The following is a 20,432-nucleotide window of genomic DNA, read 5'->3' on the forward strand; positions in this document are numbered from 1 at the left end:
ATACTTGCGCCCGCCTGCGAACCGTGGCCGTGGGCGTGACTAGCCACCATTGAGGGTGAACGCGTGAACCTAATTATGAAAATGCTGGCTGTACCAGCAACCGTACTGGCCCTTTGGGCTGTCAGCGCTCAAGCTGCGACGAATGACGATATTGCCAAACGACTTGAACCTGTGGGCAAGGTCTGTGTAACAGGTCAAGAGTGCAAGGGTATGGAAGTCGCTGCTTCTGCCGGCGGCGGTGATGCCAAGACCCCTGACTCGATCATTGCAAAACATTGCAACGCTTGCCACGGTACCGGCCTGCTGGGTGCGCCAAAAATTGGTGACACTGCCGCCTGGAAAGAACGTGCGGATCACCAGGGCGGCCTCGACGGCATCCTGGCCAAAGCGATCACCGGGATCAACGCAATGCCGCCAAAAGGCACTTGTGCTGATTGCTCTGATGAAGAGCTCAAAGGCGCCATCCAGAAAATGTCCGGCTTGAAATAAGCACTCGTTTTCAGCAAAAAGCCGCTTTCGGGCGGCTTTTTTGTGCCTGTTGGAGCGAGCTTGCTCGCGATGATCGTCAACGATGCCGCTGCGAACCTGACACCCCGCAACGTTCTCAGGTTTTTCGCGAGCAAGCTCGCTCCTACAAGTGTTGGGGCAATTTCCCACCGTTCGTGACTGTTCAATGCAGCAAAGAGCGGGCAAGCTCGGTCCAACCCCAATTCACGGAATGTAAGGGAGGGTCAGATGGTTCAGCTATGTTCAATTGAGCAAGCGGTCGATGATGTCCTGGCACGGTTGCCGGTGCACATTCACATGGGCCTGCCCTTGGGCCTCGGCAAGCCCAACCAGTTCGTCAACGCGTTGTATCACCGCGTGGCGCAGCTTCCCGAACGCCAGCTGACCGTCTACACCGCGTTGTGCCTGGGGCGACCGGTGTTGGGGGACGGCTTGCAACGGCGCTTCCTCAAGCCGTTCATCGAGCGTGTGTTCGGCGACTATCCGGAACTGGATTTTCTGGCGGACCTGCTCAAAGACAGCCTGCCGGCCAACGTGCATGTGCAGCAATTCTTCATGCAGCCAGGCAGCCTGCTCCACAGCGAGTCTGCGCAGCAGGATTACGTCAGCAGCAACTACAGCCACGCTGCCCGGGACATCAATGCAGCCGGCTTGAACCTGATCGCGCAGATGGTGGCCAGCCACAGCGAGCACCCCGATCGCCTGAGCCTGAGCTGCAATCCGGACATCACCCTCGACCTGTTGCCCATGGTCGAAAAACGCCGGGCGGCGGGGGAGACGATCCTGATGGTAGGGCAGGTGCATAACGATTTGCCCTATATGCCGGGCGACGCGGAAATTGGCATCGATACCTTCGACCTGTTGATCGATGCCAAGGACGACACCACGCTGTTTTCCACGCCGAACATGCCGGTCGGTTTCCAGGACCATTTCATCGGGCTGCACGCCAGTTCACTGGTGCGTGACGGCGGTACGTTGCAGATCGGCATCGGTTCCATGGGCGATGCATTGACCGCTGCATTGCTCGCGCGTCAGGCCGACAGTGACGGATACAAGGCGTTGCTGGCAGACATCAATCTCAGCCAGTGGGCGCAACTGATCGAGCGCGAAGGCGGTGTCGAACCGTTCGCCAGAGGTTTGTACGGCTGCAGCGAAATGTTCGTCAACGGTCTGCTGGTGCTGGCGGATGCCGGGATCGTGCGGCGCAAGGTCTATCCGGATGTTTTGACGCAGCAACAGGCCAATGCCGGTACGCTTGATGAGGCCGCGCAGACTGATGGCATCTCGGTGCATGGCGGGTTTTTCCTCGGGCCGCGCAGCTTCTACGAGCGCCTGCGCGAGTTGCCGCAAAGCAAACGGCTCGAATTCAATATGACCCGCATCAGCTACATCAACGAGCTCTTCGGTCAGGAGGAGCTCAAGCGCCTGCAACGCCTGGATGCTCGCTTTATCAACACGGTGTTCATCATGACGCTGCTGGGTGCCGGCGTAGCCGACCAGCTGGAGGACGGGCGCGTGCTCAGCGGAGTGGGCGGCCAATACAACTTTGTCGCCCAGGGTCATGCGCTGGAAGGCGCGCGCTCGGTGCTGATATTGCGCAGCTGGCGCGAGGCGGGTGGGGAGGTCAGTTCGAACATCGTCTGGGAATACGGCCATTGCACCATCCCGCGGCACCTGCGCGATATCGTCGTCACCGAGTATGGCATTGCCGACCTGCGTGGCAAAACCGATGCGGCGGTGATTGAGGCGTTGCTGAATATCAGCGACTCGCGCTTTCAGCCAGGGCTGATCGAGCAGGCGCAGAAGGTTGGCAAGTTGCCGAAAGATTTCCGCATGGATCCGCGTTTTGCCGACAACAGCCCGCAACGGCTGCAGGCCATTCAGGCACGGCATCCGCATTTGTTTCCGGAGTATCCGTTGGGGTGCGATTTCACTGAGGTGGAGCGGGATCTATTGCGGGCGTTGAACTGGTTGAAGAGCAAGTTCAAGCTGGCGGAGATTCTGGAGTTGGGCAAGGCGGCGCTGGATGCGCCAGAGGCGTCGCAGTTTCCGGTGCATCTGGAGCGGATGCAGCTGACAAACCCGGACGGGTTGAAAGAGGATCTGTTCCAGCGGCTGTTGCTCACTGGCCTCAAGGCCACCTCGCAATAACAGCCAACAAAAAACCTGTGGGAGCTGGGCAAGCCCGGCTCCCACAGGGTCGGTGGTGTAACTGGGTTACTCGATGAAGGTTACAACGCCATCCTTCAGCGACTGCACGCGCGCCAGCGACTCAACCCGATAACCTTGGGAATCCAACTCGGCACGACCACCCTGGAACGACTTCTCGATCACAATCCCCAAACCGGCCACGGTCGCGCCGGCCTGCTTGATGATCGAGATCAGCGCCTGCGACGCCTTGCCGTTGGCCAGGAAGTCATCAATGATCAGCACGCGGTCGCTGCTGGTCAGGTGGCGCGGGGAGATCGCCACGGTGCTTTCGGTCTGCTTGGTGAAGGAGTAAACGGTCGCCGACAGCAGGTTTTCAGTCAGGGTCAGGGACTGGTGCTTGCGGGCGAAGATCACCGGCACGCCAAGGTTCAGGCCCGTCATGATCGCCGGGGCAATGCCCGAGGCTTCGATGGTGACGATCTTGGTGATGCCCGAGTCCTTGAACAGCGCGGCGAACTCGTCGCCGATCAGCTTCATCAGGGCTGGGTCGATCTGGTGGTTCAGAAAGGCGTCAACCTTCAGGACCTGATCGGAAAGCACGATGCCTTCTTCGCGAATTTTCTTGTGCAGTGCTTCCATGAAGCTTTCCTCTACTGGCGCGATATGCGCCTAGCTTGTCAAAAAGTGTTCGGTTAAAAAGTATTCGATTCTAGCGCTTTAGCATCGCCCGTATATCTGCCAATGCGGTATTGCCGCGAACGGCTTTGACTTCAACGGGGGTGTCGTCATTGCCTTCCCAGGCCAGGTCGTCCGGCGGCAGTTCATCGAGGAAGCGGCTTGGCGCACAGTCGATGATCTCGCCATATTGCTTGCGCTTGGCGGCGAAGGTGAAGGCCAGGGTTTGGCGTGCGCGGGTAATACCGACGTAGGCCAGGCGGCGTTCTTCCTCGATGGTGTCGGCTTCGATGCTGGAACGGTGCGGGAGGATTTCCTCTTCCATGCCCATGATGAACACGTAAGGGAATTCCAGGCCCTTGGAGGCGTGCAAGGTCATCATCTGCACACCTTCGGCACCGTCCTCCTCTTCCTGCTGGCGTTCCAGCATATCGCGCAAGACGAGTTTGCCGATGGCGTCTTCGACAGTCATTTCGCCTTCTTCGTCCTTCTCGAGCGTGTTTTTCAGTGCTTCGATCAGGAACCAGACGTTGCCCATACGGTAATCGGCCGCCTTGTCGCTGGAGCTGTTGGTGCGCAGCCAGTTCTCATAGTCGATGTCCATGACCATGCTGCGCAGCGCCGAAATCGGATCTTCGCCGGCGCACTGCTCGCGGATCTTGTCCATGAAACGTTTGAAGCGCGACAGACGATCGGTGAAGCGCGTGTCCAGGTGCTCGCCCAGGCCGATTTCGTCAGTGGCCGCGTACATCGAAATCTTGCGCTCGGTGGCGTAGTTACCGAGTTTTTCCAGGGTAGTCGAGCCGATCTCCCGGCGCGGGACGTTGATCACTCGCAGGAAGGCGTTGTCGTCGTCCGGGTTCACGATCAGGCGGAAATAGGCCATCAAGTCCTTCACTTCCTGGCGCCCGAAGAAGCTGTTGCCGCCAGACAGTCGATACGGAATCTGGTGGTGCTGCAGCTTCAACTCGATCAGCTTGGCCTGGTAGTTACCGCGGTACAGGATCGCGAAATCGCTGTAGGGCCGGTCAGTGCGCAAGTGCAGGGTCAACAATTCCACGGCCACGCGCTCGGCTTCGGCGTCTTCGTTGCGGCAGCGGATCACGCGGATCTCGTCGCCGTGGCCCATCTCGCTCCACAGTTGCTTTTCGAACTCGTGGGGATTGTTCGCGATCAGCACGTTGGCGCAGCGCAGGATGCGGCTGGTGGAGCGGTAGTTCTGTTCAAGCATGACCACTTTCAGGGACGGATAGTCGTCCTTGAGCAGCATCAGGTTTTCCGGGCGCGCGCCCCGCCAGGCGTAGATCGACTGGTCGTCGTCACCCACCACGGTGAACTGGTTGCGCGTGCCAATCAGCAGCTTCACCAGCAAATACTGGCTGGCGTTGGTGTCCTGGTATTCGTCCACCAGCAGGTAGCGGACCTTGTTCTGCCACTTTTCGAGGATGTCGGCGTGCTCCTGGAATAGCTTTACCGGCAGCAGGATCAGGTCGTCGAAATCCACCGCGTTGAACGCCTTGAGCGTACGTTGATAGTGGGTGTAGACGATGGCAGCGGTCTGCTCCTTGGGGTTGCGTGCGTTTTCCAGGGCCTCGGCGGGCAGGATGAGGTCGTTCTTCCACGAGCCGATCATGTTCTTGATCTCGTCGACGCCGTCGTCGCCCGAGTATTCCTTCTGCATGATGTCGGTCATCAGGGATTTGACGTCGGTTTCGTCAAAGATCGAGAAGCCGGGCTTGTAGCCCAGGCGAACATGTTCCTTGCGGATGATGTTCAGGCCCAGGTTGTGGAAGGTGCACACCGTCAGGCCGCGGCCTTCGCCGCCTTTGAGCAGGGTGCCGACCCGTTCCTTCATCTCGCGCGCGGCCTTGTTGGTGAAGGTCATGGCGACGATGTACTGGGCGCGGATGCCGCAGTTCTGGATCAGGTGCGCAATTTTGCGCGTGATCACGCTGGTCTTGCCGGAGCCTGCGCCGGCGAGCACCAAAAGAGGGCCGCCGACGTAGCTCACGGCTTCTTGCTGCCGGGGATTGAGTCGGGACATACGGAATCAGGGAGTCGTTTGCGAAATGGGCCGGCATTTTAACAGGCTCAGCAATTTGTGCTGCTCTCTCCGACTTGTGACGTACCACGCTAACTGCATTTGCCGGTTTTGTTACTTTCACGCAGGATGCATGAGGTATTTGCGCCTAATGTTCGTAATTCCTGATACAAAAGGCACGTCTGATAACTGATGTCATTTGGTCATTGGTTAGCGGCCCGGCATAATGCCCGTCGCCTACATCACTGCAGAGTCTAGGGAGCTAGCTTGTCTACGCCTGTCGAACCCTTGCGTTTGCTGCTACTGGCCGAAGAGCCAGCGTGGACAGCGTTGTTGCGCGAGTGTCTGGCTCCGATCGGGAGCTTGGCCGTGCTCATCAGCGCTCCGAGTTGGGAGTCTGTCAGTAGTCTGTTCGATGACAACCGCAGTGCGGTGTTGTTGACGACCCCTGCTCTGCAGCCACTTCCCGGCCGTTGCACCTTGCCAGCGGTATTGCTGCTCGAACACGAACCGGCGTCGCCGCCCGATGGTGTGAGCGACTGGTTGGTGCGCGATCAGCTTGATCCCGGCATGTTGCGTCGCTGCCTGCGCCACGTGCGTGAACGGGGTCTGCTGGAGACCACTTTGCAGCGCCTGGCCGAGCAGGACCCGTTGACCGGCATCGCCAATCGTCAGGGTTTTCAGACCCTGCTGGCGGCGCGGCTGGTGGAAAACGACGGCCGTGGCCTGGCACTCGGGCATCTGGACCTCGACAACTTCCGCCACGCCAACGACGCCCTGGGACATCAGGCCGGTGATCGGCTGATCCTGCAAGTGGTCGCCAGGCTGAAAAGCCAGCTTGAGGTCGGCGATCAGCTGGCGCGCTTGGGCAGCGACGAATTCGCGCTGCTGATCGACACCCGCCGGGCTCCCCAGCGCGCCGAGTGGATGGCCGAAAGAATCACCGAAGCACTCGCCGAACCCTATTGGGTTGACGGCGAAAGCCTGTTGATCGGTTCCAGTCTGGGCATCGCCCACGCTCGTGCCCAGGCCGGCGCCGACCCGCTGATGTGGCACGCGCACATTGCCATGCAGCAAGCCAAGAGCACCCAGGGCTGCACCTTTCACATCTTCAACGAACGTATCAACCGCAATGCGCGCAGCATGGCCGACCTGGAAAGCGAGCTGCGTCGGGCACTGCGCCGCGATGAGCTGGAACTGCATTACCAGCCGCGGCTGAACCTCGACGACGGGCAGATTGTCGGCCTCGAGGCGCTGGTGCGCTGGCGCCACGCCGAGCGAGGTTTGCTGCCGCCAAGCGAATTTGTACCGCTGGCCGAGCAGAGCGGCTTGATCGTGCCCCTGGGGTACTGGGTGATTTCCCGTGCCCTGCGTGACATGCAGGCCCTGCGCGAGCGCGGGCTACCGGCGTTGCACATGGCGATCAACCTGTCGTTCCGGCAGTTCCAGGACAGCCAGTTATTGCCGACGCTGAGCCGCCTGATCATCGAGCGCGGGGTCGAGGCGCAGTGGCTGGAGTTTGAACTGACCGAAACCGCAGTGATGCGCCGCAGCGATCTGGTCAAGCAGACCATGGATGCGCTCGGGCGCCTGGGGGTGCGTTTCTCCCTGGATGACTTCGGTACCGGCTTCTCGTCATTCGTCCACCTCAACAGCCTGCCAATCGCCTTGCTGAAGGTCGACAAGAGTTTTGTCGGCGGCATGGAAGAGCGCGAGGAGAATCGCAAGCTGGTGCACGCGATGATCAACCTGGCGCACAACCTCAATCTCGAAGTGGTGGCCGAAGGCGTGGAAACTCCGGAGCAGCTGGAACTGTTGCGCGGGTTTGGCTGTGATCAGGTGCAGGGTTACCTGATCAGCAAGCCGTTGCCGTTGGTGGAACTGGTGGAGTATTTGACGTTTGGTAGCAGTCAGCAGCCAATGATCGAATTCGTGATCTGAACACAGACAAACTGCGGAGCTTTTGTGGCGAGGGAGCATGCTCCCGCTGGGGCGCGAAGCGGCCCTAAATGCTTTACGACTGCTTCGCAGCCTAGCGGGAGCAAGCTCCCTCGCCACACAGGCTGGCCCCTACGGGAAATCTCAGTCAGGCTGGGCGATCTGGAAACTGGCTGCAGAAGCAGGCTCGCGCCGAATCATGCGCTTCATCTTCCACTCAAACGCTAGCGTCAGGCTCACCGCCGCGCATGCCAGGCCCAGCGCCAGGCCCCACCAGACCCCCGTTGGGCCCCAGTCGAGATGGAAGGCCATCCACCAGGCGGCCGGCGCACCAATCAGCCAGTAGCAGCCCAGCCCGACCAGGAACGTGGTCTTGGCATCCTTGAGCCCGCGAATGCAGCCCATGGCGATGGTCTGCGTGCCGTCGAACAACTCGAACCAGGCGGCGACCGCCAGCAGGCTTACCGCCAGTTCGATGACAGGGCGGAACGCCGGGTCGTTGTGGTCCAGGAACAAGCCGATCAACTGATGCGGCAACAGCCAGAAAACCATCGCGAAGCCGAGCATCGCCGCCGCTCCGAACGCAATTCCGACCCGTCCCGCCAGTCGTGCATCCAGCAGTTGTCCTGCACCGTAGTGCTGGCCGATGCGCATGGTAATCGCATAGGACATACCGGCCGGCACCATGAACGCCACCGAAACGATCTGCAGGGCGATCTGGTGCGCACCCAGTTGTGTGCTGCCCATGGTGCCCATGCACAGCGCCGCGAAGGCAAACAGCCCGACTTCCACGGCATAGGTGCCGCCGATGGGCAGGCCCAGGCGCCATAGCTCCTTCAGGTACTGGCGGTTGGGCCGTGACAGGCCCTCGCGCAACGGATAAGCGTCATACGCCGAATGCCGCCGGATATGCAGAGCCAGCGCCAATGCCATCAGGTTGGCGACGATGGCCGTGACCAGCCCGATCCCCACCAGACCCATTTTGGGCAGGCCGAACATACCGGTGATCAATGCATAGTTGAGCAGGAAGTTCGCCACCGTGCCGACGAGGCTGATCACCATCACCGGTGTCGCCCGGCCGATCGCACTGGTGAAGCCGCGCAGGGCCATGAAGCTCAAGTAACCGGGCAGGGCAAATGGCAGGATCATCAGGAATTGCCCAGCCATGTGGACGTTGCTTTCGGTCTGGCCGAACAGCAGCAGCACGGGCTTGAGGTTCCACAGCAGCAGGCCTGCGGCCAGCGCCATCAGCCACGCCAGCCACAAACCTGCCTGGGTCAGCTTGGCGGCGCCAACGATATCGCCCGCACCCTGACGAATCGCCACCAGGGTCCCGACTGCCGCGATCACCCCGATGCAAAAAATCGACACAAAAGAGTAGGTGGCCGCGCCCAGGCCTCCGCCCGCGAGCGCCTCGGGGCTGATGCGCGCCATCATCAAGGTATCGGTGAGGACCATCAGCATGTGCGCCAACTGCGAGGCAATCAGCGGCCCCGCCAGCCGCAGGATGGCCCAGAGTTCAGTACGCGCTGGATGCTTCATGATCATCACGCTCGATTTTCAGAGGGAACAGTAGACCGTCGATTTTCGGCGCTTTGAAGGATTTTCACAAAGGGATAAAAAGGATGGGTGGCATGACTAAAACTCATTCTGGAGAGTTTCTGCTAAGTTGTTGCCATCACGCTGTAGGAGCTTTCTGAATGTCACGTCGTCTTCCTCCGTTGTATGCCCTGCGAGCCTTCGAAGCGGCGGCCCGACACAGTTCGTTTACCCGCGCGGCTGAAGAGCTGTCGATCACCCAGAGTGCGGTCAGTCGGCATATCCGTACGCTCGAAGAGCACTTTGCCTGCCGATTGTTTCACCGCAGTGGCCGCAACCTGCAACTGACCGAATCGGCCCGGTTGCTGCTCCCGGGTGTCCGCGAAGGCTTCACCGCGCTGGAGCGAGCGTGTAATACCCTGCGCGCCGAAGATGACATCCTGCGCATGAAGGCGCCTTCTACCCTGACCATGCGCTGGCTGTTGGCGCGCCTCAGCCGCTTCCGTCACCTGCAACCGGGCAACGAGGTGCAACTGACCAGCGCCTGGATGGACGTCGACTCTGTGGACTTCAACGACGAGCCCTTCGACTGTGCGGTGTTGTTGAGCAACGGACATTTCCCACCCGATTGGGAGGCAAGTTACCTGTTTCCCGAAGAGCTGATCCCGGTAGGAGCGCCGAACCTGCTGAACGAGCAGCCTTGGGACGTAACGCGTCTGGCCAATACCGAACTGCTACACCCCACACCGGACCGCCGCGACTGGCGCAACTGGCTGGTGCGCATGGGCCTGGCCGAGCAGGTGTCACTCAAAGGTGGGCAGGTGTTCGATACGCTGGAGCTGGGCATGATCGCCGCAGCCCGGGGCTACGGCGTGTCGATGGGTGACTTGCTGATGGTGGCCGAAGATGTCGCTCAGGGGCGTCTGAGCCTGCCGTGGCCGACGGCCGTTGCCAGTGGTGAGAATTATTACCTGGTATGGCCGAAAACCCGTCCCGGCGGTGAACGGATGCGTCGGCTCAGTGACTTCCTACAGGGTGAGGCCAGGGCCATGGAGTTGCCAGACGTCGAGCACCTGAGCTGAATCGATATAGCCGCTGCAGAGAAAGGCTCCAGGCCAACTGCGAGTAGCGCGAGGTCGTGTCGCACCTGGCCGTGACGGCCAAGGAGCTGCAGAGCCTCGCGGCGGAGTTGCGGCAGGAGGTTGACCGTTTCCGTTGAGGAATCCGTATCAAGGCCGGGGGTTGATTCTTTGCTTTTAAGCTTGATGAATCGTTTCAGCCAGTCTATAAAAATGGCACAACTCCAAGAAAGGCTCCTGCCATGACTTCGCTCAAACTCATCGTTGCCCTCGGCGCGCTGTCCGCTGCTTCCCATGCCATGGCGTGGGATTACGTCCTGCTCGACGCCGACAAAGCGGCCGAAAACTGGACAATCACCAGCCAGCAACTTGGGGTGAAAACCGACAAACCCTTCTCCGTGACCCTGCGCAACTTGCACGGCGGTCGGCAGGAGGGCGTCAGCATCGTTGACATCGATAATGGCACTCTCAAGCTGTCGGTAGTGCCGACCCGCGGGATGAACGTGCTGCAGGCCTCGGTGGGCGCTGTGCGCATGGGCTGGGATTCGCCGGTGAAAGAGGTGGTCAATCCGGCCTTCATCGAACTCAACGGCCGGGGTGGGTTGGGTTGGCTGGAAGGTTTCAACGAACTGGTCACTCGCTGCGGTTATGAATGGGTCGGCCATCCTGGCTTGGACAACGGCGAGCTGCTGACCCTGCACGGTCGCGCCGCTAACATTCCGGCCAGCAAAGTCACCCTGCACATCGACGAAAAACCGCCTTACGCCATCAGCCTGCGTGGTGAGTTGAAAGAGCAGGCGTTCAAGAAAGTGGACTTCTCCGTCGCTACCGAACTGGTCACCGAACCCGGCAGCATGCAGTTCAGCCTCAACGACATCCTGACCAACAATGGCGACTACCCGAAGGAATACCAGGCGCTCTACCACAGCAACTTCAGTACACCATTCCTGGAACAGGGCGCTCAATTCGCCGCGCCGGTGAAACAGGTGTCGCCGTTCAACGACAAGGCCAAAACAGATCTGGCGGACTGGCAGACCTACCGCGGGCCCACCAGGGACTATGACGAAACGGTCTACAACGTAGTGCCGTATGCCGATGCGAAAGGCGATACGTTGACGGTGCTGCACAACAAGGCCGGCAGCCTGGGCGTCTCGGTAGGTTTCAACACGCAAACCCTGCCCGTATTCTCCCTGTGGAAAAACACCGATACCCAAGGGCAGGGCTATGTCACCGGACTGGAGCCAGGCACGAGCTTTTCCTACAACCGCCGGTATCAACGGCCATTGGGCCTGGTGCCGACGATTGCGCCGAAAGAGCAGAAGCAATTCCTGATCAGCTACAGCTTGTTGGCGGATAAAGGTGCGGTGGATCAGGCGTTGAAGCGGGTGAGCGAGATTCAGGCCGGGCGGGAAACCGAGGTGCGGCAGATGCCGTTGGTGGATCTCACCAAGGATTAAATCCATCAGTTCGTAGCCGGCCGATACTGTAGTGCTTCAGCCAAATGCTCGCGCGTGATGGCATCGACTTGCTCAAGGTCCGCCAGGGTGCGCGCTACCTTGAGCAGCCGATGGGCCGAGCGTAGTGACAGGGTCAAGCGTTCGCAGGCGGACTCCAGCCAAGTTTCATCGGCTGTGGATAGATTGCAGTGCTTGCGCAGGCCTGGCAGGTCCAGGAAGGCATTGGCGCAGCCTTGGCGCTTGTGTTGCCGCTCCCTGGCGTCTGCCACCAGTACGGCTGCGCTGGCACTGTCATCGCCGGGTTTCGCTGCGGGATTCAGGGCTGTTGCTTCCCGTGCAACGGTCAGGTGCAGGTCGATGCGATCCAGCAGCGGCCCGGACAGTTTGTTGCGGTAGCGCTGAACCATGTCCGGGGTGCATGAGCATTTGCCCGTCGGTTCGCCAAGATATCCACAGGGGCAGGGATTCATTGCCGCAACCAGTTGAAATCGTGCCGGGAAGCGCACGCGATCCCTGGCGCGGGAAATCACGATATGGCCGGACTCCATCGGCTCGCGCAACACCTCCAGTACCCTGCGATCAAACTCCGGTAGTTCATCAAGGAACAGCACGCCATGGTGGGCGAGGGTGATTTCACCGGGTTGTGGTTTTGAGCCGCCACCCACCAGCGCCGGGCCCGACGCTGAGTGGTGAGGTTGGCGAAACGGTCGCTGTGGCCAGTGACTCAGGGGCGCGCAACTGGCCACCGACTGAATAGCGGCGACCTCCAGCGCCTCGCTTTCGGCCAGGGGTGGCAGCAAGCCCGGCAGCCGACTCGCCAGCAGCGTTTTGCCTGTTCCCGGTGGCCCGCAGAACAGCAGGTTGTGGGCGCCCGCCGCGGCAATCAGCAACGCCCGTTTGGCCGCGAACTGGCCCTGTACTTCACTCAAGTCCGGATAGGGTTTGATGGCGTGCATCAACCCGTCCGAAACGTAAGGCGCGATGGGGGTGTGGCCGTTGAAATGAGCCACGGCCTCCAGCAAATGATCCACGGCAATCACCTGCAGGCCCGAGGCCAGGCATGCCTCTTCGGCATTCGCCCTCGGCACCACTAACGTCCGACCCGCCTTGCGCGCTGCCAGGGCGGCCGGCAACACGCCGCGCACGGCCCGCACCGCGCCCGACAGCGCCAATTCCCCCAGGCATTCCACGTGATCCAACGTCAATGTGGGCACCTGAACGCTGGCCGACAGAATCCCCAAGGCAATCGCCAAATCAAACCGTCCACCATCCTTGGGCAAATCCGCCGGGGCGAGATTGAGCGTGATGCGTCGCGCAGGAAACTGCAGCCCGGAATTGATAATCGCACTGCGCACCCGGTCTTTGCTTTCCTTCACGGCGGTTTCGGGCAAGCCGACCATTGTCAGGGAGGGCAAGCCATTGGCGAGATGGACTTCCACGGTGACGGCGGGCGCATCCACACCAATCTGGGCGCGGCTGTGGACGATGGAGAGGGACATGGTCGTTCCTTGAGCTGACGGAGGCCGCTTCCTGCGGTGGTTTCAAGGGTAGACGGGGATTCTTTTTCCGGGGGAAGGGAAGCTTCGCAGGATGTTGCTGGAGCCCGCTACCGGCCCGCGCAGGTGTCTAGTTCAACTTCACGCTGTGCGATGGGTCGCTCCCTGGATCTGGCCGATGAAGTTAGCGGAGCAAAACGAGGGGCGAAATCAGCTGCATCACGGAGTTTTTGTAGGACTGTTCTGAAATGTTTGAAGGACGATGCCTGAATGGCCGGGGCGCTCTTGTTTGCTGGGGGGGGCTGCTTATGATCACTGCAGATCAAGCCAGCCGGAGACGGGAAGATGGACAGTAATGGAATGCGCTCGATTCATTCCGGAGAAACTCTTGAGCAGGATTCTCTTGAACCATTGGGCGCCACGGGGGCTGATCTTGCAGGCCAGCATCCAGATTATGAGGTTGAACTGACAAAACTTGTCGCGCAAAGCACAGGCGTCAGTCCGGACCTTGCGAGGAAGCTGGCCGTTCACTTCAATACCACGCCCGACTTCTGGCTGAATCTGCAATCGCATTACGAGGCGCGCAGCGACGATATCGAGCGTGGTTAGGTATTTATAGCGACTGCAATGCTCGCGAGGCCTTTTTCCACCACGGCACGTTGATGGCGTGTTGTGCTGGTTCTTCGTTCGGCATCAGGTGCGGCACATCCTGCAGCCGAATCCACGGCTGGTTGTTCCAGTGCAGCAGGTTCAGAGACATCTCTGGCCAGTTCAGTGGCCCGCTCCCACAGGGATTCGCGGTGTTTATTCGGTGGGTGGATTGAATTTCGCTTCCATCTCGGCCACTTTCGCTTCGAGGCTTTCCAGGCGTGCCCGGGTCCGTGCCAGCACAACCATCTGGCTATCGAATTCTTCCCGGCTTACCAGGTCCAGCTTGCTGAACCCGCTCTGCAGCAGCGCCTTGAACTGGCTTTCGATTTCGCTTTTCGGCAATGGCGTGTCGCCGCTGAAAAGGCGGGAGGCAGTGCCCGTGAGGGCGTCGAGGAAGTCTTTTGGCGCGAGCATGGGAAAGGTCCTGGAAACGATAGCGGGCAGTGTATCACGCAGTGTCTATAGTCAATCTCGACCACAGGGATGCACGGTTTTCGCGCATGCAGACGAACGGCATCGCACCGTTGTTGTGCGTATACGCCGCAGGTTTTTCGCCCATCCGGATGCGAACCCGGCCAAGGGATTGAATTCAGGCACTTTTCAAGAGATGGCAAGCTTTCTGCTTAGAGCCAAGTAACCCATGCACTGATGCAGTCGCTGTGACGAATGCAGTGCGCCGGGCGGAACGGGGAAGTGTTTCGCCAGGAGCGGTTAACTGGCGTCGGACGGGCAGGTAGGGCCGACGATGCGTTACAAAGCCAGGCACTGCGCTTAGACTTGAGTCGGGTTTGTTTTCCTGGGGCAAGTCCACCAATTCGGGAGAGAGTTTTCATGAAGCTAGTCACTGCCATCATCAAGCCGTTCAAACTGGACGACGTGCGCGAGTCTTTGTCCGAGATCGGCGTGCAGGGCATTACCGTTACTGAGGTCAAAGGCTTCGGTCGGCAGAAGGGTCACACCGAGCTGTATCGCGGCGCGGAATACGTGGTCGATTTCCTGCCAAAGGTGAAGATCGATGTCGCCATTGACGATAAGGATCTTGATCGGGTTATCGAGGCGATAACCAAGGCAGCCAACACCGGCAAGATCGGTGACGGCAAGATCTTCGTGGTCAATCTGGAACAGGCGATTCGCATCCGTACCGGCGAAACCGATACCGACGCAATCTAAGCCGCCACAACCCCAACGCCCCAGGAGAAAACAATATGACTCTGCGTAAATTCGCAGGGCTAGGAGCCCTGTTGTCCCTCGTAATGCCCAGCCTGGCCATGGCGGCAGACGAAGTGGCGGCCCCAGTCCTCAATTCCGGCGACACCGCCTGGATGCTGACCTCGACAGCCCTCGTGCTGTTCATGACCATTCCCGGCCTCGCGCTGTTCTACGGCGGCATGGTCCGCTCCAAAAACATTCTTTCCGTGATGATGCAGTGCTTCGCCATTACCGGTCTGATCAGCATCCTGTGGGTCATTTATGGCTACAGCATTGCATTCGACACCACCGGCATGGAGCAGGGCGTCGTCAACTTCAACTCGTTCTTCGGCGGCATGGGCAAGGCGTTCCTCGCCGGCGTCACGCCATCGAGCCTGACCGGCCCTGCGGCACTGTTCCCTGAGGCGGTGTTTATCACCTTCCAGATGACGTTCGCCATCATCACCCCTGCGTTGATCGTCGGTGCATTCGCCGAGCGGATGAAATTTTCCGCCATGCTGATCTTCATGGGCATCTGGTTCACCCTGGTGTATGCACCTATTGCGCACATGGTCTGGTCCGGCAACGGCGGCCTGATGTGGGACTGGGGCGTGCTCGACTTCGCGGGCGGCACCGTGGTGCACATCAACGCCGGTGTGGCTGGCCTGATTTGCTGCCTCGTGCTGGGCAAGCGCAAAGGTTTCCCGACCACGCCAATGGCGCCACACAACCTCGGCTATACCCTGATGGGCGCCGCAATGCTGTGGGTCGGCTGGTTCGGCTTCAACGCCGGTTCGGCTGCTGCTGCCAACGGCACTGCCGGCATGGCGATGCTGGTTACCCAGATCGCTACCGCCGCCGCTGCCCTGGGCTGGATGTTTGCCGAGTGGATGACCCACGGCAAGCCTAGCGCACTGGGTATTGCTTCGGGTGTCGTGGCCGGTCTGGTTGCGATTACTCCGGCCGCTGGCACCGTGGGCCCGATGGGTGCCCTGGTGATCGGTCTGGCGGCAGGCGTGGTGTGCTTCTTCTGCGCCACCACCCTGAAACGCAAACTTGGCTACGACGACTCCCTGGACGCCTTCGGTGTGCACGGTATCGGCGGTATCCTCGGCGCGATCCTCACCGGTGTGTTCGCAGCACCGGCCCTGGGTGGTTTCGGCACCGTTACCGATATCGGCGCACAGGTCTGGATCCAGGTCAAAGGTGTAGGTTTCACGGTGATCTACACCGCGATCGTCACCTACATCATTCTCAAGGTCCTGGACGCCGTCATGGGTCTGCGTGTGACTGAGGAAGAAGAGGCGGTGGGTCTCGACCTGGCACTGCACAACGAGCGTGGCTACAACTTGTAAGTCAGCGTAAAAATAATGCCCGGTTCGCCGGGCATTTTTTTGCCCGGGATTTGTCATTGGAAGTGAAGCTGAAAGGTTTTTTCATCGAGCTTTGGCTACCTTTGTAACGAGCGATTTTGTGCGGTCGATGGCTTACAACAACGAAGGAATATTAGGGACTTTGTTTTTTCCCAGAGCGCGCTAGAATGCGCCCCGAACGTGCGGAGAACTGTATGTGGCAACAGACTCTGATTACCTTGCGGGCGAGGCCCCGGGGCTTTCATCTGGTAACGGACGAGTTACTCGCCGGTTTGCCTGAACTCAGGGCATGTCGGGTCGGTTTGTTGCACTTGTGGCTGCAGCATACCTCGGCGTCGTTGACTATCAACGAGAACGCCGATCCGGCGGTACGTCGCGACTTCGAACGATTTTTCAATCGTCTGATCCCACAAGGAACGGACGGCTTTGAGCACAACGACGAAGGCCTGGACGACCTCCCGGCGCACTTCAAGGCCAGCGTACTCGGCTGTCAGCTCAGTTTGCCGATTTCGGCAGGCCGACTGGCGCTGGGAACCTGGCAAGGCGTTTATCTGGGCGAGCACCGTGATCATGGCGGTGCTCGTAAAGTCCTCGCCACCTTGCACGGTGAAGGGGCATAAGCCATTGGTCATCAATGGCGGCTGAATTTTTTCTGGCACCCGTCGACAGGCGGCGCAGCTGGGCTATAACTAATCTGCTTTTCGCAAGTCATGAGGTAGAACATGAGCGACGATGATCTGGAAAACGACGACCTCGAAGTAGGCGACGACGAAACCGAAGAAGGTCTGGAAGCAGCGGCGGAAGACGTCGCTGAAGAAGATGATGGCGGTGATGCGCCGGTTCCGACCGCAAAAGGCAAGGCCAAGGCGGCGGTTTCGGTCGATGAACTGCCGAGCGTCGAAGCGAAAAATAAAGAGCGCGATGCGCTTGCCAAAGCTATGGAAGAGTTCCTGGCCAAAGGCGGCAAGGTGCAGGAAGTGGAGGCCAATGTGGTCGCCGATCCTCCCAAGAAGCCTGACAACAAGTACGGCAGCCGGCCTATCTAGGCGTCTGTCCTTGCTTGCTGAAAAAGCCCGCCGTCGCTGCGGGCTTTTTTATGCCTGAAACAAAAGCCTGAAGACGTGCGGTGATCCCCTGTGGGAGCGGTGGTGTTTTCAGGATCAGTGCCGGGGGTTCCACCGCGCCAGCAACGCCGGCAATTCGGTGAGGCTGCGGATTTCGGCGTCCGGGCCACGCTGGGCTTCCCACAATTTACCCTGCGGGTTAAACCAGATCGCCCGCAGCCCCGCTTGTTGCGCCCCGGCAATGTCATCGCCCGGATGATCGCCTACATGCACCGCGGTCTGTGCAGTGGCACCACCCCGTTGCAGCGCTTCATGAAACAGGCGCGCATCGGGCTTGGCGATGCCGATGTCTTCGGCACACAAGGCGAACTTGAAGTAATCCGCCAGCCCCAACCGTCGCACATCAGCATTACCATTGGTCACTACCCCGAGGGCGTAGTGCTTGGCCAGCGTCTCCAGTGTCGGCGCTACTTCGGGGAAAATTTCCAGTTGGTGGCGCGCATGCAGAAACACTTCAAAACTCTGGTCAGCCAGATCTGATGCTTCGCCGTGGGTGTAGCCTGCTTCTTCCAGCGCATGGAAAAGCACGCGGCGGCGCAGGGCGCTGATGCGGTGTTTGAGAGCGGGTTCGCTGCCAAGGATGCGCTCGCGAATCGCCCACAAATGCTCGACCGGCACGGAACCCAGATTCGGGGCGTGCTCGGTAAGCCATTCACGCAACACCGCCTCGGCGCTGACAATCACCGGCGCGGTGTCCCACAGGGTGTCGTCGAGGTCGAAAGTGATCAATTGGATCGTCATGAATCGTCGCCCTTAATGCGTTTGGCCCGTGGGTGGGCACTGTCGTAGACCGTCGCCAGGTGCTGGAAGTCCAGGTGGGTGTAGATCTGGGTGGTCTTGATGTCCGAGTGGCCGAGTAATTCCTGCACGGCGCGCAGGTCTTGGGAGGATTCCAGCAGATGGCTGGCGAAGGAATGCCGCAGCATGTGCGGGTGCAGGTTCTGCCCCAGCTCGCGTTCACCCGCGGCTTTTACCCGAACCTGGATCGCCCGGGGACCGAGGCGCCGCCCCTGTTGGCTGACAAACACCGCCTCATCTGCCGGATTGGCCATGGCGCGCAATGGCAGCCACAACTCCAGCGCTTCACGGGCTTTTGCGCCGACGGGCAACAGTCGGGTCTTGCTGCCTTTACCGAGCACCTGGACCATGCCGTCGGCAAGGTCCAACTGATCCAGATTGAGCCCGGTCAGCTCCGACAGGCGCAAGCCGGAGGAGTAGAACAGCTCCAGGATCGCCTGATCGCGGCGTGCCAGGAAATCATCTTCCACCCCACCTTCAAGCAGTTGCAATGCTCGATCGGTATCCAGGGTCTTGGGCAGGCGACGTTCACCCTTGGGCGGTGCCAGGCCATTGGCCGGGTCGTGATCGCACAACCCCTCGCGATTCAGGTAATGATAGAGCCCGCGTACGGCCGACAGCAGGCGTGCGAGGCTGCGGGACGACTGGCCCTGAGAATGCAGGCGGGCGATCAGGCCACGCAGGCGCTGGATATCCAGGGCCGTCCAGCTGCTGATGTTCTGTTTGATGCACCAGCCCAGGACTTTGTCGAGGTCGCGACGATAGGCTTGTAGCGTGTGAGGCGACACCTGCCGCTCACTGCGCAGGTGTTCGCAGTAAGCGTCCAGTTGTCGCTCCACGATCAGCGTACCGAGCGTAGCGAATTGTGGACCCGTGGCAGCACGCGGCCCATGACTTCGGCGATGTAGCTGAGGAACAGCGTTCCTACCGAACTCTTGTAGTGCTGCGGATCGCGGCTGGCGATGGCCAGCACGCCGTGGATGCCTTGATGACTGATGGCGACGACTGCGGTCGAACCGATCTGCTTGCGTTGCTCTTCGCCAAAAAGAAAGTCCAGCTCGTGCTCGCGCAGGCTGCCGGCGACGCTCTTGTCCTCGCAGAGCAAGCCGCCAATGGCGGTCTGTGCGTCGGCATGGGTCACCCAGCGGCCTACCGGCATCGGGTTGTCTCCCAGCAGGATCAGGCTGACGAAGGGCACCTGGAAGTCCTGGCGCAGACTGTCCTCGACGCTGATCACCACCTCCTCAAGACTGGCGGCATCCATCAGAGCAAGAATCAGGCGGCGGGTCTTGTCGAAGAGGCGATCGTTGTCCCTGGCCACGTCCATCAGGTGCGACAGGCGATGACGCAGCTCGATATTGCGGTCGCGCAGAATGGTCATCTGGCGTTCGACCAGCGAGATGGTGTCCCCGCGCTGATGCGGAATGCGCAAGGCCGGGAGCAGTTCTTCGTGCTCGATGAAGAAATCCGGATGAGCCTCCAGGTACGCGGCAACTGCCGCCGCCTCAAGGCTTTCGGAAGGGGATTCGTCGGGCTGTAGGGCGGGTAACTGGGGCTTGTCGGTCATCGGATTGACTCACTCAAAGACGTACTTGTCCTTCGTAAACACGGACTGCCGGGCCGGTCATCATCACCGGTTGGTCAGGGCCTGCCCATTCAATGGACAAACGCCCGCCGGGCAGGTCGATCAATAGGGGTGAATCCATCAACCCCTGGCTGATCGCGGCCACTGCTGCCGCGCAGGCGCCGGTACCGCAGGCCTGGGTTTCCCCGACGCCGCGCTCCCAGACGCGCAATTGTGCGCGGTTGCGGTCGATGACCTGGAGGAAGCCGACGTTGACCCGTGCCGGAAAGCGCGGGTGATGTTCGATCTTCGGTCCCAACTCATGCACCGGTGCATTGTTGATGTCGTTGACCCGCAGTACCGCATGGGGGTTACCCATGGATACGGCGGCCAGTTCGATCGCAGTACCGTCGACTTCGATCTGGTAGCTTACCGCCTGCTCCGGAGCTTCGAACGGGATGTCGGCCGGCACCAGGCGCGGCGCGCCCATGTTCACGCTGATCTGGCCGTCACTGCGGATATCCAGTTCGATGATGCCGCTCTTGGTCTCGACGCGGATCTGCCGTTTTGCGGTCAGGCGCTTATCGAGCACGAAGCGCGCGAAACAGCGCGCACCGTTGCCGCACTGTTCCACTTCAGAGCCGTCGGAGTTGAAGATCCGATAGCGGAAGTCCACATCCGGGTTGCTCGGCGCTTCGACGATCAGCAACTGGTCGAAACCGATACCGGTGTGTCGATCGCCCCATTGCTTGGCGTGCTTGGGCAAAATATGCGCGTGCTGGCTGACCAGGTCGAGGACCATGAAGTCGTTGCCCAGGCCGTGCATCTTGGTAAAACGCAGCAGCATGGTC

The 20,432-nt window shown here is 60.2% G+C and carries 19 protein-coding genes and 1 pseudogene; 10 read left to right on the top strand and 10 right to left on the bottom strand.

Annotation, left to right across the window (positions count from 1 at the left end; translation table 11 throughout):
• The first annotated feature begins 75 nt into the window (after window positions 1-75).
• Together L9059_RS07960 and L9059_RS07970 are read left to right on the top strand one after the other, a co-directional pair.
• Window positions 76-489 (top strand): c-type cytochrome, encoded by a 414-nt coding sequence (locus L9059_RS07960; protein ID WP_247290033.1) that lies wholly within the window; start codon window positions 76-78, stop codon window positions 487-489.
• A gap of 246 nt (window positions 490-735) precedes the next feature.
• On the top strand, window positions 736-2,658 hold the full coding sequence (locus tag L9059_RS07970; protein WP_247289821.1) for an acetyl-CoA hydrolase/transferase C-terminal domain-containing protein: 1,923 nt from the start codon (window positions 736-738) through the stop codon (window positions 2,656-2,658).
• A gap of 66 nt (window positions 2,659-2,724) precedes the next feature.
• Here the strand turns inward: L9059_RS07970 and L9059_RS07975 are convergent, their stop codons facing one another.
• Together L9059_RS07975 and rep are read right to left on the bottom strand one after the other, a co-directional pair.
• Entirely contained in the window at window positions 2,725-3,297 is a 573-nt protein-coding gene (locus tag L9059_RS07975) for a xanthine phosphoribosyltransferase (RefSeq protein WP_247289823.1), read from the bottom strand.
• A gap of 70 nt (window positions 3,298-3,367) precedes the next feature.
• A complete protein-coding gene (rep, locus tag L9059_RS07980) occupies window positions 3,368-5,377 on the bottom strand; it encodes a DNA helicase Rep (RefSeq protein WP_247289824.1) in 2,010 nt (669 codons plus the stop codon).
• A gap of 264 nt (window positions 5,378-5,641) precedes the next feature.
• On the opposite strand from rep, the gene L9059_RS07985 reads away from it, so the two are divergent.
• The gene (locus L9059_RS07985; protein WP_247289826.1) at window positions 5,642-7,315 is read left to right on the top strand and encodes a putative bifunctional diguanylate cyclase/phosphodiesterase; all 1,674 of its coding nucleotides are present in this window, start codon (window positions 5,642-5,644) and stop codon (window positions 7,313-7,315) included.
• A 141-nt stretch (window positions 7,316-7,456) separates the two neighbouring features.
• On the opposite strand, the gene L9059_RS07990 is transcribed toward L9059_RS07985, so the two are convergent.
• Entirely contained in the window at window positions 7,457-8,854 is a 1,398-nt protein-coding gene (locus tag L9059_RS07990) for a NorM family multidrug efflux MATE transporter (protein ID WP_247289828.1), read from the bottom strand.
• Window positions 8,855-9,012: 158 nt separating this feature from the next.
• Between L9059_RS07990 and L9059_RS07995 the strand changes: the two genes are divergently transcribed.
• Both L9059_RS07995 and L9059_RS08000 read left to right on the top strand, forming a co-directional pair.
• Window positions 9,013-9,933, top strand: a complete 921-nt coding sequence (locus L9059_RS07995; protein WP_247289830.1) for a LysR substrate-binding domain-containing protein — start codon at window positions 9,013-9,015, stop codon at window positions 9,931-9,933.
• A 239-nt stretch (window positions 9,934-10,172) separates the two neighbouring features.
• The gene (locus L9059_RS08000) at window positions 10,173-11,387 is read left to right on the top strand and encodes an aldose 1-epimerase family protein (protein ID WP_247289831.1); all 1,215 of its coding nucleotides are present in this window, start codon (window positions 10,173-10,175) and stop codon (window positions 11,385-11,387) included.
• A gap of 5 nt (window positions 11,388-11,392) precedes the next feature.
• On the opposite strand, the gene L9059_RS08005 is transcribed toward L9059_RS08000, so the two are convergent.
• On the bottom strand, window positions 11,393-12,886 hold the full coding sequence (locus tag L9059_RS08005; protein WP_247289833.1) for a YifB family Mg chelatase-like AAA ATPase: 1,494 nt from the start codon (window positions 12,884-12,886) through the stop codon (window positions 11,393-11,395).
• A 342-nt stretch (window positions 12,887-13,228) separates the two neighbouring features.
• Here L9059_RS08005 and L9059_RS08010 point away from each other — a divergent pair, with 342 nt between their 5' ends.
• Window positions 13,229-13,492, top strand: a complete 264-nt coding sequence (locus L9059_RS08010) for a HigA family addiction module antitoxin (RefSeq protein WP_247289834.1) — start codon at window positions 13,229-13,231, stop codon at window positions 13,490-13,492.
• Between the two features lie 4 nt (window positions 13,493-13,496).
• Here L9059_RS08010 and L9059_RS08015 read toward each other — a convergent pair.
• Window positions 13,497-13,658: pseudogene (locus tag L9059_RS08015) on the bottom strand (BRO-N domain-containing protein); the annotation flags it as partial.
• A 29-nt stretch (window positions 13,659-13,687) separates the two neighbouring features.
• Window positions 13,688-13,948, bottom strand: a complete 261-nt coding sequence (locus L9059_RS08020) for an accessory factor UbiK family protein (protein ID WP_247289835.1) — start codon at window positions 13,946-13,948, stop codon at window positions 13,688-13,690.
• Between the two features lie 417 nt (window positions 13,949-14,365).
• Here L9059_RS08020 and glnK point away from each other — a divergent pair, with 417 nt between their 5' ends.
• From glnK to sutA, 4 genes are all read left to right on the top strand, one after another.
• Window positions 14,366-14,704 carry a P-II family nitrogen regulator gene (gene glnK, locus L9059_RS08025; RefSeq protein WP_002555808.1) on the top strand — a complete coding sequence of 113 codons (339 nt, stop codon included), beginning with the start codon at window positions 14,366-14,368 and terminating at the stop codon, window positions 14,702-14,704.
• Between the two features lie 35 nt (window positions 14,705-14,739).
• Entirely contained in the window at window positions 14,740-16,077 is a 1,338-nt protein-coding gene (locus L9059_RS08030; RefSeq protein WP_247289836.1) for an ammonium transporter, read from the top strand.
• 212 nt (window positions 16,078-16,289) lie between these two features.
• Window positions 16,290-16,715: a secondary thiamine-phosphate synthase enzyme YjbQ gene (locus L9059_RS08035; RefSeq protein ID WP_225568883.1), complete on the top strand. Its 426-nt coding sequence runs from the start codon at window positions 16,290-16,292 to the stop codon at window positions 16,713-16,715.
• 102 nt (window positions 16,716-16,817) lie between these two features.
• Window positions 16,818-17,141 carry a transcriptional regulator SutA gene (gene sutA / locus L9059_RS08040; RefSeq protein ID WP_247289837.1) on the top strand — a complete coding sequence of 108 codons (324 nt, stop codon included), beginning with the start codon at window positions 16,818-16,820 and terminating at the stop codon, window positions 17,139-17,141.
• A gap of 114 nt (window positions 17,142-17,255) precedes the next feature.
• On the opposite strand, the gene L9059_RS08045 is transcribed toward sutA, so the two are convergent.
• The 4 genes from L9059_RS08045 to dapF are packed head-to-tail and all read right to left on the bottom strand — an operon-like array spanning window position 17,256 to window position 20,428.
• Entirely contained in the window at window positions 17,256-17,960 is a 705-nt protein-coding gene (locus L9059_RS08045; RefSeq protein WP_247289838.1) for an HAD family hydrolase, read from the bottom strand.
• Window positions 17,957-18,856: a tyrosine recombinase XerC gene (gene xerC, locus L9059_RS08050; RefSeq protein ID WP_247289839.1), complete on the bottom strand. Its 900-nt coding sequence runs from the start codon at window positions 18,854-18,856 to the stop codon at window positions 17,957-17,959. The genes L9059_RS08045 and xerC overlap by 4 nt, the downstream gene beginning before the upstream one ends.
• A gap of 2 nt (window positions 18,857-18,858) precedes the next feature.
• Complete coding sequence (locus tag L9059_RS08055; RefSeq protein ID WP_247289840.1) at window positions 18,859-19,584, bottom strand: DUF484 family protein; 726 nt, start codon at window positions 19,582-19,584, stop codon at window positions 18,859-18,861.
• A gap of 13 nt (window positions 19,585-19,597) precedes the next feature.
• Window positions 19,598-20,428 (bottom strand): diaminopimelate epimerase, encoded by an 831-nt coding sequence (dapF, locus tag L9059_RS08060; RefSeq protein ID WP_247289842.1) that lies wholly within the window; start codon window positions 20,426-20,428, stop codon window positions 19,598-19,600.
• Window positions 20,429-20,432 lie beyond the last annotated feature (4 nt).

Source organism: Pseudomonas violetae, from assembly GCF_023072615.1.
Classification (GTDB): Bacteria; Pseudomonadota; Gammaproteobacteria; order Pseudomonadales; family Pseudomonadaceae; genus Aquipseudomonas; species Aquipseudomonas violetae.